Raw genomic sequence first — 25,658 nt, forward strand, 5'->3', positions numbered from 1 at the left:
CCCCGGGACCCCGGTGGGTGCCCCCATCCCCAGGAGCGGTGTCCATGGGCGACAAGCACAAGATCCGGTTCGAACCGGTCGGCATCGACATCGAAGCCGACGAGGACGAGACCATCCTCGACGCGGCCTTCCGGCAGGGCGTGATGCTCATGCACGGCTGCAAGGAGGGGCAGTGCTCGGCGTGCAAGTCCTTCTTGCTCGAGGGCGACCTGCAGATGGACCGGTACTCCACGTTCGCGTTGGCCGACTACGAAAGCGAAGAAGGGTTCGTGCTGCTCTGCCGAGGGCACGCGTACTCCGACGTCGAGATCGAGCTGACCAACTACGACGAGGACATGATCCGGTCCGGCCTGCCGGTCGTCACGGCGGGGACCACGGTGGACTCGATCACCGAATTGACCCACGACATCTCGCTCGTCCGCCTCAAGGTGGACGAGGACGCGGGCATCCGGTTCCACCCGGGGCAGTACGTGGACATCAAGATCCCGGGCACGGACGAGCACCGTTCGTTCTCCATGGCCAACGTCACGGTGGCCGACGGGATCCTCGAGTTCATCATCAAGCGCTACCCCGGTGGCAAGTTCTCGGCACTGCTCGAAGGATCCCTGTCCGCCGGCGACCCGCTGGAGGTGACCGGGCCGTACGGCACGTTCACGCTGCGGGTCAGTTCCGACCGGCGGCTGGTGTTCGTCGGCGGCGGGGCCGGGATGTCCCCCATCCTGGCGCTGCTGCGGCAGATGGCGGAAAGCGGCAACGAGCGGGAGGTCGTGTACTACTACGGCGCCCGCACCGAGCGGGACCTCTTCCACCTCGACGAGATGGCGGAGCTCGCCCGGCAGCTGCCGAAGTTCCGGTTCGTGCCGTGCCTTTCCGACACCGCTCCCGAAGGTTGGCCGGGTGACGGCGAAGGCGAAACCGGGCTCGTGACGCAGGTGCTCGAACGGCGGGAGGACGACATCGCCGAATGCGACGTGTACCTGTGCGGCCCGCCGCCGATGATCGACGCGGCCCTGCCCCTGCTGGAAAGCCTGGGTGTGCCGTCCGATCAGGTCTTCTACGACAAGTTCACGATCACGGCCGCGGCGGAGGACTGACCCCGCAGGCCGATCCCACCCGAAGCGGACCACCACACACAGAGAGGTGTGCTCATGGTCAGTACGGAAAAGCCCCAGCAGAGCTTCCCGAAGCCCGAGTTCACGGGCGCCGAAGCCGGGTTGCTGGACTTCCCGAGCTCGAAGAGCCGCAGCTACAACTACTTCAAGCCGCGCAAGATGCGCGCGACGATGTACGAGGACGTGACCTTCGACGTCCAGCCCGACCCCGACCGGCACCTCTCGCAGGGCTGGATCTACGGCTTCGCGGACGGCCCCGGCGGCTACCCGAAGGAGTGGACGGAGCTCAAGTCCGGCAACTGGCACCAGTTCCTCGACCCCAACGAGGAGTGGGAACAGACGATCTTCCGGAACAACTCCAACGTCGTCCGGCAGATCCAGCTCAACCTCGCGAACGCCAAGAAGGCCGGCGCCTACCAGAACTGGGCGCCGAGCTGGGCCAAGTTCGTGGAGCGCCACCTCGGTGCGTGGATGCACGCCGAGCACGGTCTCGGCATGCACGTGTTCTGCTCGGAGCAGCGTTCGGCCCCGACGAACATGATCAACAACGCGATCGCCGTGAACACCGCGCACAAGCTGCGCTTCGCCCAGGACCTCGCGCTGTACAACCTGGACGTGACCGACTCGGGCATCGACTTCGACGGCTCGGTGCACCGTTCGGTGTGGCACGAGGACCCGGTGTGGCAGGGCGTGCGCGAGAACGTGGAGCGCCTGACCGCGATCGGCGACTGGGCCGAGTCGCTCTTCGCGGCCAACGTGGTGTTCGAGTCGCTCGTGGGTGTGCTGTTCCGCAGCCACCTGGTGATGCAGGTGGCCGCCCGCAACGGCGACTACGTGACCCCGACCGTGGTCGGGGCCGGCGAGCACGACTACGAGCGGGACCGCTCCTACACGCGGGCCCTGTTCGCCATGCTCACCAGCGACGCCGAGCACTCCGCGCACAACAAGCAGGTGCTCACCGGGTGGCTCGAGAAGTGGGTGCCGGTGTCGGTGGCCGCCGCCCGCGCGCTGCAGCCGATCTGGTCGCAGCCGCAGGAGAAGGTCGTTTCCTTCGCCGAGTCGTGGGACGCGTCGGTCACCGGCCTGCGCACCCTCCTGTCCGAACTCTCGCTCGACGAACCGAAGGGGCTGCTCTGATGACCGCCAGTAGGCAGTTCACCGTCGACCGCACCGCGTCCAACATGTGCGGCGTCACCCTGATGAACAACCAGAACGGCTACGTCGTCGCCGACATCATGCGCGGCAAGGCCGGTGTCACGGTGGCGGAGTACCCGTCCATGATCCGCGTGGACGGCACGAACAAGATCATCTTCAACTGGGACGAGATCTCAGAGGCGATCGGGTTCGACTTCGGGCAGCCGGACTTCGAGGAGATCATGTCGACCCACTACGGGCGCATGGTCCACCTCGACGACGAGACGGTGCTGTTCGCCAACCCCGAGGACGCGGCCGAGTACATCGACTTCGACCTCGAACCGGTCGAGTAGCCCGCGCACACCGGTTCGCCCCGAGGGGGGCCGGGGCCGGGACGGTGCTCGCCGTCCCGGCCCCGGCCCCGGGGCCCTTCCCGCGAAAGGACTCCCCATGTACCGCAAGGACGGCGAGAGCTACTTCATCGTCGACAGCCACGTGCACTTCTGGGACGGCTCGCCGGCCAACCAGGCCAACCGGTACGGCAAGGGCTTCATCGAGTGCTTCTACGACCACCACCGCTCGCTGAGCCCTTCGGAGTGGCTGTGGTCGCTGGAGAAGTTCGGCAAGTACTCCGAGGAGACGATGGTCGACGACCTGTTCACCGCGGGACACGTGGACAAGGCGATCTTCCAGCCGACCTACCTCACCGACTTCTACGTGAACGGCTTCAGCACCACCGAACAGGACGGGGCGGTCGCGGAGAACCACCCCGGCAAGTTCATCGTCAACGGCGCCTTCGACCCTCGCGACGGCGAGGCCGGGCTGGAGAAGCTCGAGGCGCTGGCGGCGAGGTGGGACCTCAAGGGCGTGACGTTGTACACGGCCGAGTGGAAGGGCGAGTCGAAGGGCTGGCAGCTCTCGGATCCGTGGTGCTACCGCTATCTGGAGAAGTGTGAGCAGCTCGGGATCCGCAACGTGCACGTCCACAAAGGACCGGCGATCGACGCGCTGGTGCGCGACGACTTCGACGTGGCCGACGTGGACGAGGCGGCGAACGCGTTCCCGAACCTGAACTTCGTGGTGGAGCACGTGGGCCTGCCGCGACTGGAGGACTTCTGCTGGATCGCCACGCAGGAGCCGAACGTGTACGGCGGACTGGCCGTGGCGATGCCGTTCATCCACGCGCGGCCGCGCTACTTCGCACAGATCGTGGGCGAGCTGCTCTACTGGCTCGGCGAGAACCGCATCACCTTCGCCAGCGACTACGCGATCTGGCAGCCGAAGTGGCTCGTCGAATCGTTCGTGGACTTCCAGTTCCCCGAGGACATGCAGGGTGACTACGGCACGCTGAGCACCGACGCGAAGAAGAAGATCCTCGGGCTCAACGCCGCGGGGCTCTACGACCTCGAGGTGCCCGCGGAGGTGACCGCCGGCATGGCGGGGACCCGCGCGGCCGTGGGTGCCGGTTCGGGAGCGGGCGCGTGACCGCGGCGACGGCGGAGACGCTCACCGCGCGGGTGTGGCGCGCGCTGGCCACCGTGGTGGATCCCGAGTTCCACGAGCCGATCACCAACCTCGGGTTCGTGGCCGGGGTCGAGGTGCGCCTGCGCGAGGACCGCGGTCACGCGGTTTCCGTGCGGCTGCGCCTGCCGACCTGTTTCTGCGCACCGAATTCGGCGTACGAGACCGTGGCCGACGCGCACGACGCGGTGTTCGCGCTGCCGTGTGTGGACACGGTCGACATCGTACTGGAGGACCACCCCGTGGCCGGTTTCGAGAGCGAGACCGGCGAGGTGGGGGTGTCGCCGGTCGCGGCGCGGGGGAAGTTCCCGCGCACGGCCCACCTGGGCTGTCTCGAACGGGCCGTGCGCCGGCTGGTGGACGAGGGCTGGCAGGTCGACGCGCCGCCCGCGGGCCGGCTCGGGGTCCTGCCGAGGACCCCGGACCACGAGAGCCTGCTGCGGTTCGCGCGGGTGGATATCGACCACAAAGGACGGTCGCGGCGGACGCGGCCCGGCGACGAGGTGCGGGAGGAGGTGCCGTCGTGAAAGCGGTGCAGCTGCGCGGTTACGACCGCACCCCCGAGCTCGTCGACGTGCCCGACGCCCGGGTGGAAGGCCCGCTCGACGTGGTGGTGCGGATCGGCGGCGCCGGGGTGTGCCGCACGGATCTGCACATCATCGACGGGCAGTGGGCCGAGAAGTCCGGCGTGACGCTGCCCTACACGCTCGGCCACGAGAACGCGGGCTGGGTGGCCGAGGTCGGCGAGGGCGTGACGTCGGTGTCCGTGGGCGACCCGGTGATCCTGCACCCGCTCGCCACGTGCGGGCTGTGCCGGGCGTGCCGCGCGGGCGACGACGTCCACTGTGTACAGTCGGCGTTCCCGGGCATCGACCGTGACGGTGGTTACGCGGAATACTTGCGCACCAACGCCCGTGCTGTGGTTAAGTTGGACCCGGCGCTGGAACCGGCGGCCGTGGCGGCACTCGCCGACGCGGGGCTCACCGCCTACCACGCGGCCCGCAAGGCGGCGGCGCACCTGCGCCCGGGTGACCGCGTGGTGTCGATCGGCGCGGGCGGCCTGGGCCACATCGGCGTGCAGGTGCTCAAGGCGATCAGCGCCGCGGAGCTGATCGTGGTCGACCGGTCGCCGGAAGCGCTGAAGCTCGCGGGCGAGCTCGGCGCCGACCACCTCGTGGTGGCCGACGGCACGGAAGCCCAAGCGGTGCTGGACCTCACGAACGGCGAAGGCGCGGAAGCCGTCGTCGACTTCGTGGGCGAAGGCGGCGCGATCGAAGCCGGCGTGAAGATGCTGCGGCGCGCCGGGAACTACTACGTGGTCGGCTACGGCGGGACGCTGGCGGTGCCGACCATCGACATCATCTCCACCGAAATCAACTTCGTCGGCAACCTCGTCGGGTCCTACGCGGATCTCGCCGAGCTCATGGTGCTTGCCGCGCAAGGAAAAGTCGCGCTGCACACCAGCACGTACGCCCTGACGGACTTCGAGAAGGCGCTCGACGACCTGGACCGCGGCCTCGTCCGCGGCCGGGCGATCCTCGTGCCCTGACCGCCGGCAGGTTCAGCCGCGACCACGACCTCCGTACGGAAAGGTAAGACATGGCCAAGGACTTGCGGTTCAACGTCGAAGCACGCCAGCTGCTGGAGTCGGGCGTGAACGCGCTCGCCGACGCGGTGAAGGTGACGCTCGGCCCCAAGGGACGCAACGCCGTGATCGAGAAGCTCACCGGAGCGCCCACGATCACGAACGACGGCGTGACCATCGCCAAGGAGATCCAGCTGCGCAACCCGTTCGCCAACATGGGCGCGCAGCTGGTGAAGGAGGTGGCGATGAAGACCAACGGCGTGGCCGGTGACGGCACGACGACCGCCACCGTGCTGGCGCAGGCGATCGTGCGGGAAGGCCTGCGCGCGGTCGACGAGGGCGCCAACCCGCAGCTGCTGAAGAACGGCATCCAGAAGGCCGTGCAGCGTGTGGTCGAGGTGCTGCAGGCTTCGGCGCGCGAGGTCACGGAGTCGGCCGACCTCGCCCACGTCGCCACGCTCTCGGCCAACAACGACCCGGAGATCGGAGACATCATCGCCGAGGCGATGGGCCGCGTCGGGCTCGGCGGGGTGGTCACGGTGGAGGAGTCGCCGGCGTTCGGGCTGCAAGTGAACTTCGTGGACGGCGTGGAGTTCGACAACGGCTACATCTCGCCGTACATGGCCACCGACAAGGACCGCATGGAGACGGTGTTCGAGGACCCGTACATCCTGCTCACCAACGAGAAGATCTCGAAGGTGCAGACGCTGATGCCGGTCCTGGAGCAGGTGACCCGCACGCAGAAGCCGCTGGTGATCATCTCGGAGAACGTGGACGGGCCCGCGCTGGGCATGCTCGTGGCGAACAACGTGCACAACACGTTCCGCTCGGTCGTGGTGCGGGCGCCGGGCTTCGGGCACCGGCGGATCGCGGAGCTCTCGGACCTCGGCGTGTTCACCGGCGGCGAGGTGATCACCGGCGACGCGGGGCAGAGCATCGACGCGGTGCGCCTGGAGCAGCTGGGCCGCTGCCGGCGCATCACCATCACCGAGAACAGCACCACGCTGGTGGGCGGCGCGGGCAACGACACCGCCGTGTCGGCGCGGATCGAGCAGATCAAGCGCGAGCTGGAGCGGGCCGAGAACGAGCACGACCAGGACAGCCTGCAGGCGCGGATCGCACGGCTCTCCGGCAGTGTCGCGGTGATCCACGTCGGCGCGGCCACCGAGGTCGAGCTGCGGGAGAAGCAGCACCGCGTGGAGGACTCGCTGTCCGCGACGCGCGCCGCGATCGAGGAGGGCATCGTCGCGGGCGGCGGCACGGCGCTGGTGCAGGCCCGCGTCGAGCTCGACGGCCTGGAGCTGACCGGCGACGCCGCCGTGGGCCGCGACATCGTGCGCCGCGCCCTGGCCGAGCCGCTGCGCTGGATCGCCATCAACGCCGGCTACGACGGCGACGAGGTGCTCGGCGAGGTCGGCTCCGCGCCGCTCGGGGTCGGCTTCAACGCCATGACCGGCGAGTACGGCGACCTGTTCCAGGCCGGCGTGATCGACCCGCTCAAGGTGACCCGCTCGGCCCTGCAGAGCGCGGCCTCGATCGCGGCCCTGCTGCTGACCACGGAAACGCTCGTGGTCGAGGAGATCGTGCAGAACCCGGGCGCCATCATCGCCCCCGGCTTCGGCGACCTCGCCGAGGGCATGGTCCGGCCCTCGAACATCTACTGAGCTCCGCGCCGGCGGGTGGCACCCCCACCCGCCGGCCGGCTCGCGGATCAACGCCGGGCAGTGGCGCCCGGCGTTCCCGATCCCGGTTCCCGGCACGGGACGCCCGCCGGGAGCCGCGGCCGGTCGTGGGCACGGGTGGTCGCGGCACCCGGCTCACGCCCGGTAATCCGGCGTCGAGCGGAGGACAGCATGATCTTCATCGTCGTGAAGTTCACGGTGCGCCCCGAGCGCGCCGAACACTGGCTCGGCCTGGTCGACGAGTTCACCCTCGCCACCCGGCGCGAACCCGGGACTCTCTTCTCCGAATGGTCCCGCAGCGTCGACCTGCCCCACCAGTTCGTGCTGGTCGAAGCCTTCGCCGACCCCGACGCCGGCCGCGCGCACGTGTCGTCGGCCCACTTCGCGCGCGCCATGGCCTGGATGCCCGACGTCCTCGCCCGCACCCCCGAGATCATCAGCCTCGACGCCCCGGGCGCCGGCTGGAGCCCCATGGCGGAGCTCCGCATCGACTGACCGCTCCCACCACCCCGGCCGGGGCCGGACCTCCGAGACAGGTCCGGTTCCGGCCGGGTTTTTGTGTGGGTTGCGGTGGTCTTCTGGCGGTTTTGTGGCGGTTTTGTGGCGGTTTTGTGGCGCTGTTCTGGCGCCTGTCCAGTGCCCTTCTAGTGCCGTCTCCCCCGCTTCCGCCTCGCCGCGCGGCTCAGGATCCACGCCAGCGAGATCACCACCACGCCGGCCGTGATGCCCCACGCCGTGAGGTCGACGGCGGGGACCCAGCTGACCGTGCCGCCGCGGATCACGAAGGCGCCGGTGGGGCGCGCGAACAGCCCGAAGCCGAGGCCTTCCTTGTCCGGGCCCTCCTGGCCGCCGCCCCCGCCGCCGGTGATCATGGCGGCCGGGATGACAACGATGCCATCCTTGTCGACCGGTGGGCCGAAGACGCGGGATGCGGTGTAGAGCTCGGTGGTCGAGGCGGTGATGTCCTTGAGTCCCATGTGGTCGCTCCTGTCGCCGAAGGGTCTGGTCCGATGATGCCCGCCGATTACAACGTCCGGGTGAAGTCGCCGGCCACGGCGGCTCACGTTGTTAGCGTGGACGCCGCTGACTCGACGGACGGTGGGGACATGACAGCATCCGCGCAGGAGCGGACCAGTACACCACGAAGAACACCGGAGGGGGTGAAACCGTTATCCCGCAAGGAAGAGCCCGGTCTCGTGCTGAGCATCGCGCTCACCACCGCCCTCGGCTTCGCCTGGGCGGCCGAGGTGGGAGTCGGCGTGGGGGTGAGCCTCGGGCACCTCGTCACGGGGAATACGGGAAAGCCGCTGCCGCGGTGAAAAATCCGCCGCAATTCGCGTCTTGACAACTGCGTTGCCGAGCAAAATCGTCGGTGAAAAATCCGCTGGAAATGGTCGGAAAATGCCCCCGAGCACCGGCACGCCGAAACGCCATTGCGCCGAATCGCGCCGCCACGCGGAAATCACCCGGCCAGGCCGAAGCTGCGCACAGACTGGAAAGGCCACCGATGATCATCGTCGCCGGGTATCTCGTCGTCGAGCCCGGGCGGAGGGACGCGTACCTCGCGGGCTGCGTCGACGTGGTCGAGCAGGCGCGCGCCGCGCCGGGTTGTCTCGGGTTCGCCCTGACCGCCGACCTGCTGGACCCCGGCCGCATCGTCGTGTTCGAGCGGTGGGAGTCGCGGGAGGCTGTGGAAGCGTTCCGGGGCAGCGGGCCGAGTGACGAGCAGAACGCCGATCTCCTCGGCGCCGAGGTGGCCGAGTACGACGTGACCGGCGAGCGCTCCCTGACCTGACGAACGGGCTCACGACCAGATCGTGACGTACACCGGCGGTCTGAACCGCGAAGGCGGCACGCCGCTGCCCGGGGCGCGCATCACGTGCATCGCCGCCGGGGTGGCGAGGAAGTGGCGCAGGGAGTTGGCGGCGCCGGTGCGGCGGTCGGTGGGCAGGGTGGTCACGTACCAGCACGTGGACATCGGCGTGTGGCGTGTGGGCACCACGGTGAGCTCGTGCCGGCGCAGTTGTGGCGCCACGAGGTGCTCCAGCGCCACCGAGACGCCGCCGCCGCTGGCCGCGGCCGACCAGGCGGCGGTCTGGTTGGGGAAGACCTGGATCGCGTCGTCGGGCACGCCGAGGCGGGCGAGCAGCCGGCCGGTGTCGCTGCCCGGGTCGGCGCCCGCGGGGTCGAGCAGCCACGGCCAGTGCGCCGGGCTGCCCTGGTGGCGGCAGTGCGGCGAGCCGACCACCACGAGCGACGCGCGGAAGATCGGTGTGCAGTCGAGGTCGCCGGTCACCTCGGGGCCCAGGGCCACGTCGGCGAGCCGGTTGGTGACCAGCACGGGCAGCTCGGCCGTGCGCGCGACCCCGGAGGACGCGTCGATCGCGTTGCCGGATCTTCGCGTGAAGGCCTCCAGCAGCGGGTTGGCCACGAACTCCGCGATCTCGCTCGTCACGGCCAGCTGCAGGCGCGCGGCGACGCCGTTGGCCTGCCGCACGGCGGCGTCGGCCTCCGCGCCGAGCGCCACCATCTGCGAGGCGATCGGCAGCAGGCGGCTGCCGCCCGCGGTGAGGGTCATGCCGCCGGAGCGCTTGATGAGCAGCTTGTCGCCGTGGTGCTGGCGCAGCGCGGCCAGCGCCTGGGACACCGCCGGCTCGCTCACGCCGAGCGCCTTCGCGGCATCGGTGACCGACCCCAGTCTCGCCACCAGGACGAACGCGTTGAGCTGGCCCAGTGTCATGGTCAAATACTCTCGGTAACCCCGGATCCCGGACGATACTCCTTAAGCAAAGGGTTAATCCAGCCCGGCGAAACCCCCGCCGCGGTGTTCACTCGCCCCATGGACGACGAAGCGCTGCAAGTCCTGCGTGAGGTCTGGCGCGCCCCGGGCCAGGACGCCGACGAGGTGGTGGAGGCCTGCGGGCCCCAGCGCGCGTGCAAGAACATGTCGGCCGTCGGGTTCGGCGGGCTCGCGGAGAACGGCGATCTGCACGCCGCGTGGCACGACCAGCTCGCGCGCGAAGGGAAACTCACGCCCGGCACGACCACGGTGCGTGACCTCGTGCTCGGCCCGGACGACCAGCCCGACCCACCGCCAGACCACCACGGGCAGCACTGACGCCGATGGCCGAGCCGGACACCGTCGCGGGCCTCACCGCCGCCCTGCACGACGGCGGGTACCTCGCCGACCGCGGCCTCGCCACCGCGCTGCTCGTGGGGCTGCGGCTGCACCGGCCCGTGCTGCTGGAGGGCGAGGTCGGCGTCGGCAAGACGGAAGTCGCGAAAACGCTGGCCACCGTGCTCGGCCGCCGCCTCATCCGGCTCCAGTGCTACGAGGGCATCGACACGGCGCAGGCCCTCTACGAGTGGGACTACGCCCGCCAACTGCTGCGCATCCGCGCGCTGCAGGACCACCAGGCCGGGTCCGCCGAGGTCACCGAGGAGCTGTTCGGGCCCGAGTTCCTCGTCGAACGGCCGCTACTGGCCGCCGTGCGCGCCGGCGCCGGGGCGGTGCTGCTCGTGGACGAGATCGACCGCGCCGACGACGAGTTCGAGGCCTTCCTGCTCGAGCTGCTGTCGGATTTCCAGGTGACCGTGCCCGAGATCGGCACCATCGTGGCGCCCAGCCCGCCGCTGGTCGTGCTCACGTCCAACCGCACCCGCGAGCTGCACGACGCGCTCAAGCGCCGCTGCCTCTACCACTGGCTCGACTACCCGGGCGCCGACCGCGAGGCCGAGATCGTGCGGGTGCGCGAGCCCGGCGTCGAGCCGGCCCTGGTGCGCCAGGTCGTGGCCGCGGTGCGGCGGCTGCGGGAGCTCGACCTGGCGAAGCCGCCCGGCGTCGCCGAGACGATCGACTGGGCGCGCATGCTGCGGTTCCTCGGCGACGACACGCTCGACGAACGCGCCGTCGCCGACACCCTCGGCGCCGTGGTGAAGGACCGAGACGACCTCGACGTGGTGCGCGCGCACCTCGCGGAGCTCACCTCCGGTGGCTGAGCTCACCCGCGTGCTCACGGGTTTCGCGCGGGCCCTGCGCGAAGCCGGCCTGCCGGTGGGCTCGGGCGACGCGCTCACCCACTGCCGCGCGATGACGGTGCTCGACACCACCGACCTCGCCGACGTCTACTGGGGCGGGCGCACCACGTTGCTCAAGCGCCACGAGGATCTCCCCCGCTACGACGAGACGTTCCGCCGCTACTTCCTCGGCACCGACGACCCGCCGCCCGGCCTGCTCACGATCCTCGCCGAGCAGGCCGCCGACGCGGCGCCGGCGCTGCCCGGACCCGAGGGCACGGCCGACGAGCGCGAGACCGACGCGCCGCTCGGGCTCAGCGCGTCCGATGTGGACAGTCTCAAGCGCAAGGCGTTCAGCGCCTGCACCCCGGAGGAGCTGGCGGCGATCCGCCGCGCCGTGGCCCGGCTGCGGCTCACCCCGCCGAGCCGCCGCACGCGCCGCACCCGGCCCGCCCGCAAGGGCGGCGAACCGGATCTGCGCCGCACGATCCGCGCCGGCCTGCGGACGTTCGGGGAACCCCGCGCGCTGCTCTGGCGCGAACGCCGGGTGCGGCTGCGGCCGCTGATCCTCCTGCTCGACGTGTCCGGGTCGATGGCCGCCCATTCGCGCACGCTGCTGCAGTTCGCCTACTCCGCGCACCGGGCCGCCGCGAAGGTCGAGGTGTTCTGCTTCGGCACCCGGCTCACCCGCATCACCGCGCAGCTGGGCACGCGCGACGCCGACGAAGCCCTGGCGCGCGCGGCCGAGGCCGTGGTCGACTGGGAGGGCGGCACCCGGATCGGTGCCGCGCTCGACGAGTTCGTGCGCACCCACGGCCGGCGCGGCCGGTGCCGCGGCGGCGTGGTCGTGATCTGTTCCGACGGCTTCGACCGCGGTGACCCCGACGTGCTGGCCCGGGCGGTGCGGCGGCTTTCGCGGCTGTGCCACCGGTTGGTGTGGGCCAACCCGCACGGCGCCACGGGCTCGCTGGGGATGAGGATCGCCGCGCCGTGCGTGGACCTGCTGGTGACCGGCCACGACCTGCGCAGCCTGGAGGAGCTCGCGGCGGCGCTGCCGCGAGTCCGGTGAGGAGCGACCGGCGATGCGGTGGAGCGTGGGACTCGAGGCGGACGGCGAACGCGTGTTCACCCGCGAGGAGATCGTGAACCTGGCCGACGCGGTGGCCGCTTCGGGCGGCATCGCCAGCGGCATCGGCACCACCAGCTACGGCGCCCGCCTGCTCGTGGAGGCCCCCGACCGCGAGAAGGCGATCGCCCTGGCCACCGCGGAGTTCCGGCGCGCCGCCCGGATCGCCGGCCTGCCGACGCTGCCGATCGGCCGCGTCGAAGCGCTCGGCGAGCACGAGTGATCCGCCTCGGCCCGGCCTCGGGTTACCCCTTCGCCGGCCCGCGCCTGCTCGGCGGCTGGACCCCGCCCGCACTCGCCGCGGTGTACGCCGTGCTCTACCTGCCCGACCCCGACGCCCGGCCCACGCGCTACGCCGTGCTCTACACCGGCCACGCCGACGACCTCTCCCAGGCGGGCCTGCCCTTCCGCCACCCGCGCGCCCCGTGCTGGACCACCCGCGCCGGCTCGCGGTGGAAGCTGCACATCGCCACCTACGAGGTCCCGGGTGGCCTGCGCGCCCACCGTGAGCAGATCGTGCGCGAACTGGTGGCCGTGTACCACCCGCGCTGCAACGAAGCCCAGTTCGACCACACGTGGCGGCAGGAGTGGATCGGCCACGAACGCTGAGCGCCCCTCTCATCCTCCACGGATGAGGCCCGGCCCCGCCGTCGGCGGTGACGATGCTCGCGGACCCGACCGGACCCGACCGGACCCGCTTGGACCCGCTTGGACCGACCGGACCCGACCGCGACCCGCGATCCGTCGTCACGGAGCTGGAGGCAGGGATGACAGCGACAGCCGGCGAGCCGCCGCGGGCGGACGTCCTCGTGGTCTTCGGGATCACCGGCGACCTGGCGAAGGTGATGACCTTCCGGTCGCTCTACCGGCTCGAGGCGCGCGGCCTGCTCACCTGCCCCGTCGTCGGGGTGGCCGCCGACGACTGGACGCAGGAGCGGCTCGTCGCCCGCGCCCGGTCGTCGATCGAAGCGACCGGCGACCTCGACGAGACGGTGTTCGACCGGTTCGCGGCCAAGCTGTCCTACGTCAGTGGCGACTTCGGCGACCCGGCGACCTACGACCGCGTGCGCGCCGTCGTGAAAGGCGCCACGACACCGGTGTTCTACCTGGAGATCCCGCCGTTCCTGTTCGCCCGGGTGGTGGAGGGCCTGTCCGAAGCCGGGCTCACCACCGGCGCCCGGATCGTGATCGAGAAGCCGTTCGGCCACGACCAGCGCTCCGCGCGGGCGCTCGCCGACGAGCTGCACCAGTACGTCGACGAGGCGCAGCTGTTCCGGGTCGACCACTACCTGGGGAAGATGGGGCTGCAGGAGATCCTCCACCTGCGCTTCGCCAACGCCATCCTCGAGCCGCTGTGGAGCCGCAACTACCTCGAGTGCGTGGAGATCACGATGGCGGAGAGCTTCGGCGTCGAGGACCGCGGGCACTTCTACGACCCGGTCGGCGCGTTGCGCGACGTCGTGGTCAACCACCTCATGCAGGTGGTCGCGGCCGCCGCGATGGAGCCGCCGTCGCGCGGCGATCCGGTGACGCTGAAGGAATCGCAGGTCGGTCTCTTCCGGGCGGTGGTGGAGGCCAACCCGGCCCACTACGTGCGCGGGCAGTACCGCGGCTACCGCGACATCGACGGCGTCGCGCGGGACTCGGCCACCGAGACGTTCGCAGCGCTGCGGCTCGACATCGAGAACTGGCGCTGGGCCGGCGTGCCGTTCTTCATCCGCACCGGCAAGCGGCTGCCGGTGACGCAGACGGAGCTGCGGCTGGTGTTCAAACGCCCGCCCAAGCTGGGGTTCGGGCTGGTCGGGCCGCGGGCGGAACCGAACCAGCTCGTGCTGCGGCTCGACCCGTCGACCGGCGTCCGGATCCAGGTCGACGCGTTCCGCGCCGACGTCGCCCGGATCGCGCCCATCGAGCTCGACATGGAGTTCGCGCAGGAGGGCGGCGAGGGGCCGACCCCGTACGAGGTCCTGCTGCACGCGGCGATGATCGGCAACAGCACCCGCTTCTCGCGCCAGGACGGCGTCGAGGAGACCTGGCGGGTCATGCAGCCGCTGCTCGACGCCCCGTCGCCGGTGCGCAGCTACGAGCCCGGCACCTGGGGGCCGGTCGAGGCGCGTGAGATCGCGGCCGGGTTCGGCGGCTGGCGCACGCCGTGGACGGCGGGCTGATCAGCTCCGGCCGAGCGAGATGTGCGGGTGGTCCGCGTCGTCGTCGCTCCAGACGATGCGGTGGGGTCGCGCGGACCACTCGACCGTGGCGGCGTGGTCGCGCTCGAAGTAGTCCCACGCCCACGAAAGGAACGCGTCGACCTTGCTGTGCACCCCGCTCAGCAGCATGGCGTGGACCCCGAGCCAGGCGGCGAACGCGAGCGGGCCGTCGATCTGGTGGCGGTGCTTGCCGACCTCGGCGACGGCGGCGTTGCGGCCGATCATCGCCATGATGCCCTTGTCCTTGTAGTGGAACGGTTTCGCCGGCTGCCCGGCGCGCCGGCGCAGGATGTTGGCGGCGGCCCACTCGCCGGACTGCTGGGCCACGGAACCCAGCTGCGGCAGCGTTTTGCCGTGCCGGACCGGGATGTTCGCGGCGTCGCCGATCGCGTACACGTCGGGGTGGCCCTTCACCGTCAAGTCGGGCAGCACGTCGACCCGCCCTCCCCGGCCCGGCTCCAGCCCGGGGGCGGCCTGCACCACGGGTGCCGCCGATTCGCCGCCGCCCCAGATCACGGTGCGGGTCGGGATAGCGGTGCCGTCGTCGAGCTCCACCCGGTCGGCGTGCACCGCCGCCACGCCCGTGTCGAGCCGCGGCTCGGCGCCGTGGTCGGTGAGCCGCTTGTGCGCGTATTCGTGCGACCGGTGGGAGAAGGCGCCGAGCAGGGCGCTGCCGCGGTCGATCAGGAAGATCCGCCCGGCGTGGGGGATGTGGTCCGTGGAGGCGAGGGCGGCCATCAGCTCGGTGAGCGCGCCGGTGATCTCGACCCCGGTCGGCCCGCCGCCGACCACCACGATGTCGAGGGCGTCCTGGCCGAGCTCCTTGTCCGCGACCGCCCGCACCAGGTCCTGCACGTGGCGGCGCAATCGCACGGCGTCGGCCACCGAGTACAGCGGGAACGCGTGCTCGGCGGCGCCCGGCACCCCGAAGAACTCGGGCTGCGCGCCGGCCGCGATCACCAGGTGCGATCCGCTGAGCTTCGCGCCGTCGGCCAGGGTCAGGCCGAGGCCCGCGACGTCGAGCTCGGTGACGCGCGCGGTGCGGACCTCCACCGTCGGGTGGTCGCGGAAGATCACCCGGTGCGGGCGCGCGATGTCCTCGGCGGGCAGCTGCGCGGTGGCGACCTGGTAGAGCAGCGGCTGGAACTGGTGGTAGTCGTTGCGGTCGACGAGCGTCACGCCGATGCCCTCGTCCCCGAGCCGACGGGCACACGCGACGCCGGCCAGGCCGCCGCCGAGCACCACGACGTCGCGCTGCCCGGTCACAACGACAGCTCCCCCATGAAGTCGGACAGGATGATCCGGCTCGCCGCCTGGATGAGCGCGAGGTGGGAGAACGCCTGTGGGAAGTTGCCGAGGTGCCGGGCCCGGTCGACCTCGAACTCCTCCGCGTACAGCCCCAGCGGCGAAGCGATCCGCAGCAGCCGCTCCAGCAGGCCGCTGGCCCGGTCCATCTCACCGACCATGGCGAGCGCGGAGACCAGCCAGAACGAGCAGATCAGGAACGTGCCTTCCTTGCCGGACAACCCGTCGTCGGTCTCGTCGACCTTGTAGCGCAGCACATAGCCGTTCTCGGTGAGCTCGTCGGCGATCGCGTTCACCGTCTTGCGCATGCGTTCGTCGGACCCCGGCAGGAACCCGAACAGCGCCGCGAGCAGGGTCGAGGCGTCCAGCGCGTCGGTGTCGTAGTGCTGCCGGAACACTCCGCGCTCGCTCACGCCGTTTTCGAGGATGTCCGCACGGATCTCGTCCGCCGTCGTGCGCCACTGGCTCGCCAGCTTGTCGTCGTCGCGGATGGTCGCCAGCTTGGCGGCCCGGTCGAGCGCCACCCAGCCCATCAGCTTCGAGGACACGTAGTGCTGCGGTTTGCCGCGCGCCTCCCAGATGCCCTGGTCCGGATCCCGCCACGCGGCGGTCGCGGCCGTCGCCTGCGACTGGACGAGCGGCCACAACCGCCGGGGCAGGTGCTTGCTGCGGGCGGTGTGCAGCAGCAGCGAGTCGAGCACCGCGCCGTAGACGTCGTTCTGGCGCTGGTCGAAGGCGCCGTTGCCGACGCGTACCGGCCGCGCGCCCTCGTAGCCGCCGAGGTCGTCGCGAGTGGACTCGGTCAGGTCGCGGCGGCCGTCGATGCCGTACATGATCTGCAGGCCGCCGTCGGAGTTCGGTTCGAGGTCGCCCACGAACTGCATGAAGTCGCCGGCCTCCCAGTCCAGGTTCAGGTAGTGCAGCGCCTGGAGCGTGAACGTGGTGTCGCGGATCCACGTGTAACGGTAGTCCCAGTTGCGCTCCCCGCCCGGCGCTTCGGGCAGCGACGTGGTCAGTGCGGCGACGGTCGCGCCGGTCGGCATGTAGGTGAGACCTTTGATGGTGAGGGCGGAGCGCTCCAGCGGCGGGCGCAGCGGGTGGTCCGGGATGCGGGCGCGGGAGAGCCAGCTGCGCCAGAACTGCACCGTCGCGTCGATCCGCGCCTGCGCGTCCTCCACGTCGGCCGGCGTCGCCAGGCCCTCGGCCCACGACAGCGCGCAGAACGCCTTGTCCCCCTTGGCGAGCACGTGCCGGGCCCGCGCGGTGCCGCCCTCGATGCCGATGAGCATGTCGGTGGCGAGCCGGAAGGTCTGGCCGGCCCCGCACGCGTCGGCGCGGTGGTCGTCGCCGACGATGGTCCACTCGGCCGGCTCGCGTCCGTAGTCGAACGCCGGCTCGCACACCAGCTCCACCTCCAGCTCGCCTTCGAGGCACTCGACGGTGCGCACGAGCAGGTGGTCCGCGTCGAAGTCGGCCGGTGGCCGCGTGTGGGGCGTGATCGTGTCGGGGCCGCGGCGCTTGCCCATCGTCAGGGCGTCGTGCACCAGCAGCCAGCCGCGCGGCGTGTGCCAGGCGGTGGTCATCACGTTCGTGCCTGGCACGTAGGCGCGCTCGGTCGGCACGTTGATCCCGTAGGGACCGAACCGGAACGAGCCGGCCCCGCGGTCGAGCAGGTTGCCGAAGCTGCTCGGCGCGTCGAACGCGGGCAGGCACAGCCAGTCGACGGACCCGTCCGGCGCCACCAGGGCCCCGGTGTGGCAGTCGGACAGGAACGCGTAGTCGGCGATCCGCGGGAAGGGCGAGGTCGTGGCGTTCACGGGAGGCTCCTTCGCATTCGGCGCACGCGAAGTCGCGGGCCTGCTTCGACGATCGGTGGACCGGGCGGCGCGGCAATCACCTTTCGCAGGTGATTGCGGTCGGCTCAGCCGCCCGCGCGATCCGCGGCGTCCGCGACGCCCTCCTCGGGCAGCAGCCGGCGCTGGTCGAGCACGTACAGCAGCACGAACCCGGGCAGGACGAGCAGCGCCGCCAGTCCCCCGGCGATCAGCAACGTGACCAGCGTGCCGGTCGGCGCGGCCGCGGCGGCGACGGTGAGGCTCTCCGGCAGGAGGTAGGGCCACTGCGCGACGCCCCAGCCGAAGATGACGCAGGCCACCGCGACCACGGCGAGCACGCGCGCGCCGCGGGCCACGCCGCGCACCAGCAGCAGCAAAGCGCCAAAGCCGCCCAGGACGCTGAGCACGACCGCAGGCAGCGCCCACGTGAACAACCGGTCGAACACGTGCGGAGCCGAGGAGCTCAGCACTGCGAACCCGATCACGGCGACCACGGCCGCGACCAAAGCGCCGGCCACGGCGCGGCGGCGGAAATAACCCGCCAGCCCGGCGTCGCCGGTCCGCCGCGCCTCCCGCACGAGGAACACCGCCGCCAGGTACGCGGCCGCCACCACCGCGAACCCACCCGTCACGAGCGAAGTCGGGTTCAGCCAGCTGCCCACCGGGTCGCCGGCCACTCCCCCGGCCGGCACCCGGCCGGACACGATGCCACCCGCGACCGCGCCGAAGCAGAACGGCACCAGTACCGACGAAAGGGCGAACAGGCCGCCGAAAGCCCGCCGGACGCGCACGGTGACCATCGTCTTGCGGAAGGCGAAACTCGCGCCGCGCAACACGATCCCGAACGCCGCGAGGGCCAGCGGGACGAACATGGTGAGGGTGATCGACTGGAACGCCTCCGGGAAAGCCGACCAGGTGACGACGAAGATGAAGATGAGCCACACGTGGTTGGCCTCCCAGACCGGGCCGATCGACCGCTGCACCAGGTCGCGGGCCGCGGCTCCCCGCTCGGGCCCGCCGGCGGTCAGGTCCCAGAAACCGGCGCCGAAGTCGGCTCCGCCGAACACCGCGTACGTCGCGATGGCGACCAGCAGCACGGCCGCGACCGCCGTGCTCACGGCTCGGGCTCCCCGGTCTTCGCGGTCTTCGCCGGCGCGCGTTCCTCCGCCGGCCCGTAGGGCGTGTCGAGGTCGACGAACCCGCCCGCCCGGCGGAAGCGCCTGCTCATCGAGCGCAGCACCACGATGGTGGTCACGCCGAGGGCGGCGTACAGCACGGCCACGGCGATGAAGGTGATCCAGACGCCGGTGTTGCCGGTCGCCGCGCTCTCGACCTTCATGAGGTTGTAGACGATCCACGGCTGGCGGCCGACCTCGGTGACCACCCAACCGGCCTCCATCGTCACGACCGCGAGCACTCCCGAGCACGCCGCCGCGCGCAGGAACCACTTGCCCGCCGGCAGGTGCCGCCGGAACAGCCACACCGCGCCGTACCAGAGCGACAGCAGGAGCAGTGCCGTCCCGAGGCCGACCATCACGTCCCAGGACAAGTGGACGATGTTGGCTTCGAGCACCGTCGGCCGCGCGTCGACCGGCACGGTGTCGAGCCCCTGCACCACGGTCGAACGCCCGGTGCCCGGGTTCGACAGCCACGACGCCAGCCCCGGGATCGGGATGCCGCCGGTGACCGTGCCGTCGGCGTTGAGGTGGCCGAGCAGCGTCTCGGGGACGTCGGAGGACGTCGTGGGCACGAGTTCGATCGCGGCGAATTTCACCGGCTGGTTCCCGTAGACCCAGCGCGCCAGGCTGTCGCCCACGCCGATCTGGATCGGCGTGGCCACCGCGGCGACGGTGAACGCGATGGTGAACCCGAGCTTGTGGTAGCGGTCGGTCCGGCCGCGCAGCATCCCGGCCGCGTACACCGAGGCGACCAGGAACCCGCCGACCAGGTAGGCCGCGACGACCATGTGCGCGGCCTGCAGCGGCATCGCGTCGTTGAAGATCACCTTGACCGGGTCGACGTCGATGATCTCGCCGCGCGCGTTCGCGGTGAACCCGGACGGCGCGTTCATCCAGGCGTTCGCGGCCACCACGGAGACCGAGCCGAACACCCCGGCGAGGACGATCGGCACCCCGGTCCAGAAGTGCGTCCACGGTTTCAGCCGGCGCCAGCCGAAGATGTAGATGGCCACGAAGATCGCCTCGGTGAAGAAGAAGACCCCTTCGAACGCGAACGGGATGCCGAAGGCCTCACCCCAGGTCCCCATGAACCGCGGCCAGAGCAGGCCGAACTCGAAGCTCAGCACGGTCCCGGTCACGGCGCCCACCGCGAAGGTCACGGCCATGTACTTCGACCAGCGCTGCGCGAGCACCAGCGCGGCCCGGTCGTGGTGGCGCACCGCGCGGTAGTTCGCGATCAGGGTCATGAACGCCCAGGACACCCCGAGCGGCACCAGGATGATGTGGAAGCCCAGCGTGAACGCCATCTGCGAACGCGCCCAGGGCACGGGGTTCACGGCGGCCGCACTCGCCAGAACGGTCAGCGTCTCGCCCACGGTCACCCCTGCCCGCTCGCCCGTGCACCGGCCCGTCGGCGGGTTCGCCGTTCGCGGCGCTGCCCCGACCCTGGCGGGCTCCGCGCCCGGCGGGCATCACCCCGCGCGGATGACGTCGGCCACGGTGAACCGCCGGTGTGGACGGTCAGTACGGACTGTCGCTGTGCGCTGTCGGTCTGGACCGTCAGTAAGGACTGTCGACTCGGACCGTCGGCGCAGACCGTCGAGGTGGACCGTCAGTACGGCGCGAACCCCACCGCGTCGTGCAGGCGCGAGCGCCGCGTCCCCGAAGCCGGACGTGCGGCGGGGCGGGCCTCGGTCGGCGGGGTGAACGTCGCGCCGGTCACGATGTCCTCCGCCATGCCGTAGAGCAGGGGCAGGGCACCGGCCACGACGGCGCCCGTGCGGTTGATGTGGGAGACGCCCGGCACGATCGCCTCGGCGTGGGTGTTGATGCGGCGCACGGTTTCGGCGCAGTCCTCGAGGTTCGTCGCGATGCGGGCCAGCAGAGTGCCCACCCAGAACAGGTACACCGCGAGGCCCGCCACGAGCAGGGCGATGTCCACGACGGTCAGCACGATCAGCGTGGTGGTCACGATTTCACCTTTCCGAGCACCCGGCCGAGGAACAGGTGGTGCTGCAGGCCTTCGGCGAGCACGGCGTCGACGCGGGTGGCGGTGAGCGGGATCAGCGCGGTGTCGCGGGTGTTGGTCTCGGCGCCGTGCAGGGTGTCGCGGACGTCGGCCACGCGGTGGTCGATCTCCTTGACGTAGCGGATGAGCAGGCTCAGCAACGCCACCACCACGAGGATCACCACGAACCCCGCGGCGATGGCGATCCACCAGAGCGCGTCGTTCGACATCGGTCAGCCTCCCAACCGGGCGCGACCGCGCCGGAGGCCGGCGGTGATGACCTCGGCGTGGTCGATGGTGGTGCGCAGTTCGCTCAACGCGGCGGTGTGGCGTTCGGCCGCCACCAGCTCGCCGTTGATCAGCGGGGCGGCGCGGCCGATGGAGCGCGCGAGCACCAGGATCGGCAGCACGAGCAGCACCACGACCACGACGATCGCGCCGCCGACGGAAAATCCGATGATCCAGCCCGTGGTCACGACCAGTCCCCCTTCACACCGACTCGCAGAAGTCGCGCACCGGCTTGAGGTGGGCGTTGACCGAACCCAGTGCGCCGGGTACGGGGGCGGTTTCGTCCGCGATCACGCGCACGCCGCCCAGCACGCTGCCGAGGGTCCGGCGGACGTGGCGCAGGTGCAGGATCACGCGGAGCAGGCCGACGGCGGCGAAGAGGATGATCAGCGCGCTGATGGCCAAGGTGGCCCAGGCGGCGGCAGGCATGGCGGAACTCCTTTCAGCCCAGCAGCTTCGCGACGCTGCCCGCGTAGCGGGTCGCGCCGACGGCCACTTCGTCGATGGTGCGGTCGGTGCGGGCGAGCGCCGCCGGCACGGGTTCGAGCTGCCCGGCCAGGCGCACGCCGCCCACGAGGACGTCGTCGGCCGCGGCGCGGATCCGTTCCAGCGCGGCCAGCACGCGGTTGAGCAGGGCGATCACCACGGGCAGCACCACGAACAGCAGCAGAGCGTTGCCGATCCACCACAGGACCACGGTTGCCTCCTCAGGCCGGAGTGCTCGGATAGGGCAGGAAGAACCGGCGGAACACGCGTGTGAGGGCCATCAGCGTCGCGCGAAGGCCGAGGGTGAACCCGCGGGCCGGGGCCGCCGCGTGGCGCGCCGCCGTGGTGTCGCCGCGCTCGGCGCGCGCGATGGCGTCCTGCAGGTTCGTGGCGAACTCTCGCATCAGCACCGCGGAGACGTCGGCGATCATGCCGCGCCCGTACTGCGCGGCGGCGCCGGAGACCTGCAGGTCCTGGTCCACGTCGACCCGGGTGCCGGTGGCGGCGCGGGCCAGCGTGGCCGTGACGATCATCGCGGCCTGGCCGCGCCCGCGTTCGTCGGCGCCGCTCGCGTCGACCACGATGCGCCGTGCGTCCTCATCGCGTTCGGTGATCGCCGCGAGGCCGTCGAACCGCAGGGACACCGGGCCCATGCGGATGCCCACCAGGCCGCGGTAGCGCTCGTCACCGAGGTCCTCGGTCAGCTCCGCGCCGGGCAGGCACGCGGCCACCGCCGGCACGTCGTCGAAGAACCGCCAGACCTTGTCCACGGGCTGGGCGACCTCGAACCGGTTGCGGATCAGCATCGGCTCTCCTTTTTCGCGTACGCACGGGGATCACGCAGGAACGCGGCCCGGCAGCCGGCGCAGCAGAAGCTGTAGTCCCGGCCCTCGAACGGCACGGGATCGTCGACCTCCACGGTCATCCCGCACACCGGGTCCACGACCTCGGCCGGCAGCTCAGGCAGGGCCGCCGCGGGCGGCACCCCGCGGGCCGCGCGGATCCGCACGAGCTCGGCCAGGATCGCCACCGCGATCTCGCGATGCGCGACGCTGCCGAGGTCCAGTCCGGCCGGCACCTGCACGCGCGCCAGCGCGTCGGCCGCCACGCCCCGCTCGGCGAGGTAGCCGAGCACGCCCGCCCCGCGGCGGCGCGAGCCGACCAGCCCCACGTACGCCGGCCGCGCGGCCAGCGCCCGCTCCACCGCCTCCTCGTCGTGGTGGCCCTGCGTCGCCACGACCACGAACGACCGCTCCGTCACCGTGTCCAGCGCCGTGTCCGTTCCGGGATGCTCCACGAGCCCGGTGCGCCAGCCGAGCGCGTCGGCCAGCGCCACCAGCGTGTGCGCCATCGGCGAGCGCCCCACCACGACCAGGTGTGGCACGGGTGCCACCGGTTCGAGGTAGACCTCCAGCGCGCCCTCGCTCTGGCACGAGATCGGCACCACGGTCATCCCCTCGGGCACGCCTCCGCCGAACTGCTCGGGCGAACCGAGCAGCAGCAGCCGCGGGGTGCCTTCGACGAGCGCCTGCCGGGCCTCGCGGATCACGGCCGGCTCGGCACACGCGCCCCCGATCCACCCGCGCAGCTGTCCCTCGGCCGTGATGATCGCGCGGCAGCCCTGCTTGCCCGACGACGGGCCCTGGCGCCACACCACCGTCGCGAGCGCGAACGCCTCGCCGCGGCGGGCCAGCTCACCGGCCTGCTCGAGGATCTCCCACCCGTCGGGTGAGTCCACTGAGGACATCCGGGGAACCTCGGCCACCGCGCTCACCCCTGCTCGTCCGTGCGCACCGGCGGCGCGCCCGACACGTCGTGGCGCCGGGTGAGGGCTTCCCACACGCGATCGGGCAGCAACGGCATGTCGATGTTGCGCACGCCGGTGTCGTCGAGCGCGTCCAGCACCGCGTTCACGAAGGCCGCCGGGCCGCCGACCGCGGCGCACTCGCCCACGCCCTTGGCGCCGATCGGGTGGTGCGGCGAGGGCGTGACGACCTCGCTGTGCAGCTCGAACCCCGGTGTCTCCCACGCGGTGGGCAGCAGGTAGTCCATGTAGTTCGACCCGACGCAGTTGCCCTCGGCGTCGAAGGTGATGAACTGCATGTTCGCCATCGCGTACGCCTCGGTGAGCCCGCCCATGATCTGGCCCTCCACGATCATGGGGTTGATGCGCACGCCGCAGTCGTCCACGGCCACCGTGTTCAGCACATCCCACACGCCCGTCTCGGGATCGACCTCCACCGTCACGATGTAGACCGCGAACGGCCAGGTCAGGTTGGGCGGGTCGTAGTAGGCGTGGTTCTCCAGCCCGGGCTCCATGCCGTCGGGCATGTTGCCGTACGCGGCCATCGCGCACTCCTGGATCGTCACGCCGTGCTCGGGCACCCCGCGCACGGAGAAGCGGCCGAGTTCCCATTCGAGGTCCTCTTCGGACACTTCGAGCAGGTGCGCCGCGAGCTTGCGCGCCTTCGCCCGGATCTTGCGCGACACCAGGGAGATCGCCGCGCCCGCGACCGGCGTGCTGCGGGAGGCGTAGGTGCCCATGCCGAACGGCGCGGTGTCGGTGTCGCCCTCTTCCACCGTCACGTCGTCCGCCGGGATCCCCAGCTCGTGGCTCACGATCTGGGCCCACGTGGTCTCGTGGCCCTGCCCCTGGCTCTTGGCCCCGACCCGCAGGATCGCCTTGCCGGTCATGTGCACGCGCAGCTCGGCCGAGTCGAACATCTTGATGCCGAGGATGTCGTACTCGCGGCTGTTGCCGGCGCCGAGCGGCTCGGTCATCGTGGAGATGCCGATGCCCAGGCGTCGACCGCGCTTGCGCGCTTCTTCCTTCTGCCGCAAGAAATCCTCGTACCCGACGGCGCGCAGGCCCACGTCGAGGCACGCCTGCGGCTGGCCGGAGTCCACGAGGAACCCGAACGGCGTGCGGTGCGGGAAGTCCTCGGCCCGCACGAAGTTGCGCCGCCGGAACTCCGCCGGGTCGAGCCCGAGGTCCTTCGCGGCCTGGTGCACCATGCGTTCCTGGAAGAACATCGCCTCGGTCACGCGGAACGAGCAGCGGTAGGCGACGCCGCCGGGCGCCTTGTTGGTGTAGGTGCCGCGCGCGGTGAGGTGCGCGGCCGGCACGTCGTAGCAGGCGAACGTGGAGTGCAGCAACCCGATCTTGAACTTGCTGGGCTGCGCGTCGGCGAAGAACGCGCCGTGGTCGGCCTCGGCGTGCATGCGGACGCCGAGGATCTTGCCGTCGGCCCGCAGGGCCAGCTCGCCGTCGAGGTACATGTCGCGCGCGAAGCCGGTGGAGATCAGGTTGCCGGTCTTGTCCTCGATCCACTTCACGGGCCGTTCCAGCAGGATCGAGCACAGGATCGAGCAGACGTAACCGGGGTACACCGGCACCTTGTTGCCGAACCCGCCGCCGATGTCCGGCGAGATGATCCGGATCAGGTGCTCGGGCAGCTCCGCCACCATCGCCACGGCGGCGCGGATGATGTGCGGCGCCTGCGTGGTCATGTACACGGTGAGCTTGTTCGTCGCGCGGTCGAAGTCCGCGACCGACCCGCAGCACTCGATCGGCGACGGGTGCGAGCGCGGGTAGTGCAGGCGCAGCTTCGAGACCACGTCGGCCTTCTCGAACGCCGCGTCGGTGCCGGCGGGGTCGCCGACCTCCCAGCGGTACACCACGTTGTCGGTCTGGCCCGCCTTGTCGTCGCGGATCAGCGGCGCGTCCTCGGCCACGGCCTGCTCGGGGTTCACGACTACCGGCAGCGGCTCGTACTCCACGTCGATGGCCTCGCACGCGTCCTTGGCGATGTACGGGTCGTCGGCGACCACGCACGCCACTTCCTGGCCCTGGAAGCGCACCTTGTCGGTGGCGAGCACGGCCTGGGTGTCGTAGGAGAGCGTGGGCATCCACGCGAGGTTGCGGGTGGCGGCCATCTCGCCGGTGAGCACGAGCCGCACGCCCGGGATCTCCCACGCGCGGCTGGTGTCGATCGACTTGATCCGCGCGTGCGCCAGCGGGCTGCGCAGGATCTCCAGGTGCAGCATGCCGGGCAGCACGATGTCGTCGGTGTAGTTGCCGCGCCCGCGGATGAACCGGTTGTCCTCCACGCGCTTGCGGCTCACGCCGAGCCCGCCGATCTTGCTCTCGTCCACCGTTTGCGACACGTCGAGC

The 25,658-nt window shown here is 71.2% G+C and carries 30 protein-coding genes; 16 read left to right on the top strand and 14 right to left on the bottom strand.

Annotated features, from left to right (window positions below):
• Positions 1-44 precede the first annotated feature (44 nt).
• The 8 genes from VSH64_RS14840 to VSH64_RS14875 all read left to right on the top strand — a co-directional run bounded on the left by VSH64_RS14840 (position 45) and on the right by VSH64_RS14875 (position 7,529).
• Positions 45-1,094, top strand: a complete 1,050-nt coding sequence (locus VSH64_RS14840; RefSeq protein ID WP_326836176.1) for an FAD-binding oxidoreductase — start codon at positions 45-47, stop codon at positions 1,092-1,094.
• Positions 1,095-1,148: 54 nt separating this feature from the next.
• Positions 1,149-2,249, top strand: a complete 1,101-nt coding sequence (locus VSH64_RS14845; protein ID WP_326836177.1) for an aromatic/alkene monooxygenase hydroxylase subunit beta — start codon at positions 1,149-1,151, stop codon at positions 2,247-2,249.
• The gene (gene mimD, locus VSH64_RS14850; RefSeq protein WP_326836178.1) at positions 2,249-2,599 is read left to right on the top strand and encodes a propane 2-monooxygenase effector subunit MimD; all 351 of its coding nucleotides are present in this window, start codon (positions 2,249-2,251) and stop codon (positions 2,597-2,599) included. Before VSH64_RS14845 ends, mimD begins: the two co-directional genes overlap by 1 nt.
• A 97-nt stretch (positions 2,600-2,696) precedes the next feature.
• Positions 2,697-3,731 carry an amidohydrolase family protein gene (locus VSH64_RS14855; protein ID WP_326836179.1) on the top strand — a complete coding sequence of 345 codons (1,035 nt, stop codon included), beginning with the start codon at positions 2,697-2,699 and terminating at the stop codon, positions 3,729-3,731.
• Positions 3,728-4,294, top strand: coding sequence for an iron-sulfur cluster assembly protein (locus VSH64_RS14860; protein WP_326836180.1), 567 nt, complete (start codon positions 3,728-3,730; stop codon positions 4,292-4,294). Before VSH64_RS14855 ends, VSH64_RS14860 begins: the two co-directional genes overlap by 4 nt.
• On the top strand, positions 4,291-5,316 hold the full coding sequence (locus tag VSH64_RS14865) for an NAD(P)-dependent alcohol dehydrogenase (RefSeq protein ID WP_326836181.1): 1,026 nt from the start codon (positions 4,291-4,293) through the stop codon (positions 5,314-5,316). The genes VSH64_RS14860 and VSH64_RS14865 overlap by 4 nt, the downstream gene beginning before the upstream one ends.
• A gap of 50 nt (positions 5,317-5,366) precedes the next feature.
• Positions 5,367-7,016 carry a chaperonin GroEL gene (gene groL / locus VSH64_RS14870; RefSeq protein WP_326836182.1) on the top strand — a complete coding sequence of 550 codons (1,650 nt, stop codon included), beginning with the start codon at positions 5,367-5,369 and terminating at the stop codon, positions 7,014-7,016.
• 189 nt (positions 7,017-7,205) lie between these two features.
• A complete protein-coding gene (locus tag VSH64_RS14875; RefSeq protein ID WP_326836183.1) occupies positions 7,206-7,529 on the top strand; it encodes a putative quinol monooxygenase in 324 nt (107 codons plus the stop codon).
• Between the two features lie 149 nt (positions 7,530-7,678).
• Here the strand turns inward: VSH64_RS14875 and VSH64_RS14880 are convergent, their stop codons facing one another.
• Positions 7,679-8,011: a hypothetical protein gene (locus tag VSH64_RS14880; RefSeq protein ID WP_326836184.1), complete on the bottom strand. Its 333-nt coding sequence runs from the start codon at positions 8,009-8,011 to the stop codon at positions 7,679-7,681.
• 183 nt (positions 8,012-8,194) lie between these two features.
• Between VSH64_RS14880 and VSH64_RS14885 the strand changes: the two genes are divergently transcribed.
• Positions 8,195-8,353, top strand: coding sequence for a hypothetical protein (locus VSH64_RS14885; RefSeq protein ID WP_326836185.1), 159 nt, complete (start codon positions 8,195-8,197; stop codon positions 8,351-8,353).
• A 188-nt stretch (positions 8,354-8,541) separates the two neighbouring features.
• Positions 8,542-8,829 carry a putative quinol monooxygenase gene (locus VSH64_RS14890; protein ID WP_326836186.1) on the top strand — a complete coding sequence of 96 codons (288 nt, stop codon included), beginning with the start codon at positions 8,542-8,544 and terminating at the stop codon, positions 8,827-8,829.
• 9 nt (positions 8,830-8,838) lie between these two features.
• Here the strand turns inward: VSH64_RS14890 and VSH64_RS14895 are convergent, their stop codons facing one another.
• Positions 8,839-9,774: a LysR family transcriptional regulator gene (locus VSH64_RS14895; protein WP_326836187.1), complete on the bottom strand. Its 936-nt coding sequence runs from the start codon at positions 9,772-9,774 to the stop codon at positions 8,839-8,841.
• Between the two features lie 99 nt (positions 9,775-9,873).
• Here VSH64_RS14895 and VSH64_RS14900 point away from each other — a divergent pair, with 99 nt between their 5' ends.
• The 6 genes from VSH64_RS14900 to zwf all read left to right on the top strand — a co-directional run bounded on the left by VSH64_RS14900 (position 9,874) and on the right by zwf (position 14,345).
• Complete coding sequence (locus VSH64_RS14900; protein ID WP_326836188.1) at positions 9,874-10,152, top strand: hypothetical protein; 279 nt, start codon at positions 9,874-9,876, stop codon at positions 10,150-10,152.
• A 5-nt stretch (positions 10,153-10,157) separates the two neighbouring features.
• Positions 10,158-11,033, top strand: coding sequence for an AAA family ATPase (locus VSH64_RS14905; RefSeq protein WP_326836189.1), 876 nt, complete (start codon positions 10,158-10,160; stop codon positions 11,031-11,033).
• Complete coding sequence (locus tag VSH64_RS14910) at positions 11,026-12,120, top strand: vWA domain-containing protein (protein WP_326836190.1); 1,095 nt, start codon at positions 11,026-11,028, stop codon at positions 12,118-12,120. Before VSH64_RS14905 ends, VSH64_RS14910 begins: the two co-directional genes overlap by 8 nt.
• A 13-nt stretch (positions 12,121-12,133) precedes the next feature.
• Entirely contained in the window at positions 12,134-12,400 is a 267-nt protein-coding gene (locus VSH64_RS14915) for a hypothetical protein (protein WP_326836191.1), read from the top strand.
• Entirely contained in the window at positions 12,397-12,786 is a 390-nt protein-coding gene (locus tag VSH64_RS14920) for a hypothetical protein (RefSeq protein WP_326836192.1), read from the top strand. Before VSH64_RS14915 ends, VSH64_RS14920 begins: the two co-directional genes overlap by 4 nt.
• A gap of 158 nt (positions 12,787-12,944) precedes the next feature.
• Positions 12,945-14,345 carry a glucose-6-phosphate dehydrogenase gene (zwf, locus tag VSH64_RS14925; RefSeq protein ID WP_326836193.1) on the top strand — a complete coding sequence of 467 codons (1,401 nt, stop codon included), beginning with the start codon at positions 12,945-12,947 and terminating at the stop codon, positions 14,343-14,345.
• Here zwf and VSH64_RS14930 read toward each other — a convergent pair whose 3' ends face one another.
• The 12 genes from VSH64_RS14930 to VSH64_RS14985 all read right to left on the bottom strand — a co-directional run bounded on the left by VSH64_RS14930 (position 14,346) and on the right by VSH64_RS14985 (position 25,651).
• Positions 14,346-15,650, bottom strand: a complete 1,305-nt coding sequence (locus VSH64_RS14930; protein ID WP_326836194.1) for an NAD(P)/FAD-dependent oxidoreductase — start codon at positions 15,648-15,650, stop codon at positions 14,346-14,348. It lies immediately after the preceding gene.
• Positions 15,647-17,506 carry a glycoside hydrolase family 15 protein gene (locus VSH64_RS14935; protein WP_326836195.1) on the bottom strand — a complete coding sequence of 620 codons (1,860 nt, stop codon included), beginning with the start codon at positions 17,504-17,506 and terminating at the stop codon, positions 15,647-15,649. The genes VSH64_RS14930 and VSH64_RS14935 overlap by 4 nt, the downstream gene beginning before the upstream one ends.
• 104 nt (positions 17,507-17,610) lie before the next feature.
• Positions 17,611-18,642 (bottom strand): cytochrome d ubiquinol oxidase subunit II, encoded by a 1,032-nt coding sequence (locus tag VSH64_RS14940; protein ID WP_326836196.1) that lies wholly within the window; start codon positions 18,640-18,642, stop codon positions 17,611-17,613.
• Positions 18,639-20,078, bottom strand: a complete 1,440-nt coding sequence (locus VSH64_RS14945; protein WP_326836197.1) for a cytochrome ubiquinol oxidase subunit I — start codon at positions 20,076-20,078, stop codon at positions 18,639-18,641. The genes VSH64_RS14940 and VSH64_RS14945 overlap by 4 nt, the downstream gene beginning before the upstream one ends.
• Before the next feature lie 236 nt (positions 20,079-20,314).
• Positions 20,315-20,674 carry a hypothetical protein gene (locus VSH64_RS14950; protein WP_326836198.1) on the bottom strand — a complete coding sequence of 120 codons (360 nt, stop codon included), beginning with the start codon at positions 20,672-20,674 and terminating at the stop codon, positions 20,315-20,317.
• Complete coding sequence (locus tag VSH64_RS14955; protein WP_326836199.1) at positions 20,671-20,940, bottom strand: hypothetical protein; 270 nt, start codon at positions 20,938-20,940, stop codon at positions 20,671-20,673. Before VSH64_RS14955 ends, VSH64_RS14950 begins: the two co-directional genes overlap by 4 nt.
• Positions 20,941-20,943: 3 nt before the next feature.
• A complete protein-coding gene (locus VSH64_RS14960; protein WP_326836200.1) occupies positions 20,944-21,186 on the bottom strand; it encodes a hypothetical protein in 243 nt (80 codons plus the stop codon).
• Positions 21,187-21,199: 13 nt separating this feature from the next.
• Complete coding sequence (locus tag VSH64_RS14965; RefSeq protein WP_326836201.1) at positions 21,200-21,427, bottom strand: hypothetical protein; 228 nt, start codon at positions 21,425-21,427, stop codon at positions 21,200-21,202.
• 13 nt (positions 21,428-21,440) lie between these two features.
• On the bottom strand, positions 21,441-21,695 hold the full coding sequence (locus tag VSH64_RS14970; protein ID WP_326836202.1) for a hypothetical protein: 255 nt from the start codon (positions 21,693-21,695) through the stop codon (positions 21,441-21,443).
• A 10-nt stretch (positions 21,696-21,705) separates the two neighbouring features.
• Positions 21,706-22,290, bottom strand: a complete 585-nt coding sequence (locus VSH64_RS14975) for an SRPBCC family protein (RefSeq protein ID WP_326836203.1) — start codon at positions 22,288-22,290, stop codon at positions 21,706-21,708.
• A complete protein-coding gene (locus VSH64_RS14980; RefSeq protein ID WP_326836204.1) occupies positions 22,284-23,231 on the bottom strand; it encodes an XdhC family protein in 948 nt (315 codons plus the stop codon). The genes VSH64_RS14975 and VSH64_RS14980 overlap by 7 nt, the downstream gene beginning before the upstream one ends.
• 23 nt (positions 23,232-23,254) lie before the next feature.
• Entirely contained in the window at positions 23,255-25,651 is a 2,397-nt protein-coding gene (locus VSH64_RS14985; protein WP_326836205.1) for an aerobic carbon-monoxide dehydrogenase large subunit, read from the bottom strand.
• Positions 25,652-25,658: the final 7 nt, after the last annotated feature.

Source organism: Amycolatopsis rhabdoformis (genome assembly GCF_035918295.1).
Taxonomy (GTDB): Bacteria; Actinomycetota; Actinomycetes; order Mycobacteriales; family Pseudonocardiaceae; genus Amycolatopsis; species Amycolatopsis rhabdoformis.

Bases quoted from the DNA above. Each gene is read 5' to 3' on its own strand.
- VSH64_RS14840 (WP_326836176.1), top strand. From the start codon at position 45: ATGGGCGACAAGCACAAGATCCGGTTCGAACCGGTCGGCATCGACATC.
- VSH64_RS14845 (WP_326836177.1), top strand. From the start codon at position 1,149: ATGGTCAGTACGGAAAAGCCCCAGCAGAGCTTCCCGAAGCCCGAGTTC.
- mimD (WP_326836178.1), top strand. From the start codon at position 2,249: ATGACCGCCAGTAGGCAGTTCACCGTCGACCGCACCGCGTCCAACATG.
- VSH64_RS14855 (WP_326836179.1), top strand. From the start codon at position 2,697: ATGTACCGCAAGGACGGCGAGAGCTACTTCATCGTCGACAGCCACGTG.
- groL (WP_326836182.1), top strand. From the start codon at position 5,367: ATGGCCAAGGACTTGCGGTTCAACGTCGAAGCACGCCAGCTGCTGGAG.
- VSH64_RS14875 (WP_326836183.1), top strand. From the start codon at position 7,206: ATGATCTTCATCGTCGTGAAGTTCACGGTGCGCCCCGAGCGCGCCGAA.
- VSH64_RS14880 (WP_326836184.1), bottom strand. From the start codon at position 8,011: ATGGGACTCAAGGACATCACCGCCTCGACCACCGAGCTCTACACCGCA.
- VSH64_RS14890 (WP_326836186.1), top strand. From the start codon at position 8,542: ATGATCATCGTCGCCGGGTATCTCGTCGTCGAGCCCGGGCGGAGGGAC.
- VSH64_RS14895 (WP_326836187.1), bottom strand. From the start codon at position 9,774: ATGACACTGGGCCAGCTCAACGCGTTCGTCCTGGTGGCGAGACTGGGG.
- VSH64_RS14900 (WP_326836188.1), top strand. From the start codon at position 9,874: ATGGACGACGAAGCGCTGCAAGTCCTGCGTGAGGTCTGGCGCGCCCCG.
- VSH64_RS14905 (WP_326836189.1), top strand. From the start codon at position 10,158: ATGGCCGAGCCGGACACCGTCGCGGGCCTCACCGCCGCCCTGCACGAC.
- VSH64_RS14915 (WP_326836191.1), top strand. From the start codon at position 12,134: ATGCGGTGGAGCGTGGGACTCGAGGCGGACGGCGAACGCGTGTTCACC.
- zwf (WP_326836193.1), top strand. From the start codon at position 12,945: ATGACAGCGACAGCCGGCGAGCCGCCGCGGGCGGACGTCCTCGTGGTC.
- VSH64_RS14955 (WP_326836199.1), bottom strand. From the start codon at position 20,940: ATGTCGAACGACGCGCTCTGGTGGATCGCCATCGCCGCGGGGTTCGTG.
- VSH64_RS14965 (WP_326836201.1), bottom strand. From the start codon at position 21,427: ATGCCTGCCGCCGCCTGGGCCACCTTGGCCATCAGCGCGCTGATCATC.
- VSH64_RS14975 (WP_326836203.1), bottom strand. From the start codon at position 22,290: ATGCTGATCCGCAACCGGTTCGAGGTCGCCCAGCCCGTGGACAAGGTC.
- VSH64_RS14980 (WP_326836204.1), bottom strand. From the start codon at position 23,231: ATGTCCTCAGTGGACTCACCCGACGGGTGGGAGATCCTCGAGCAGGCC.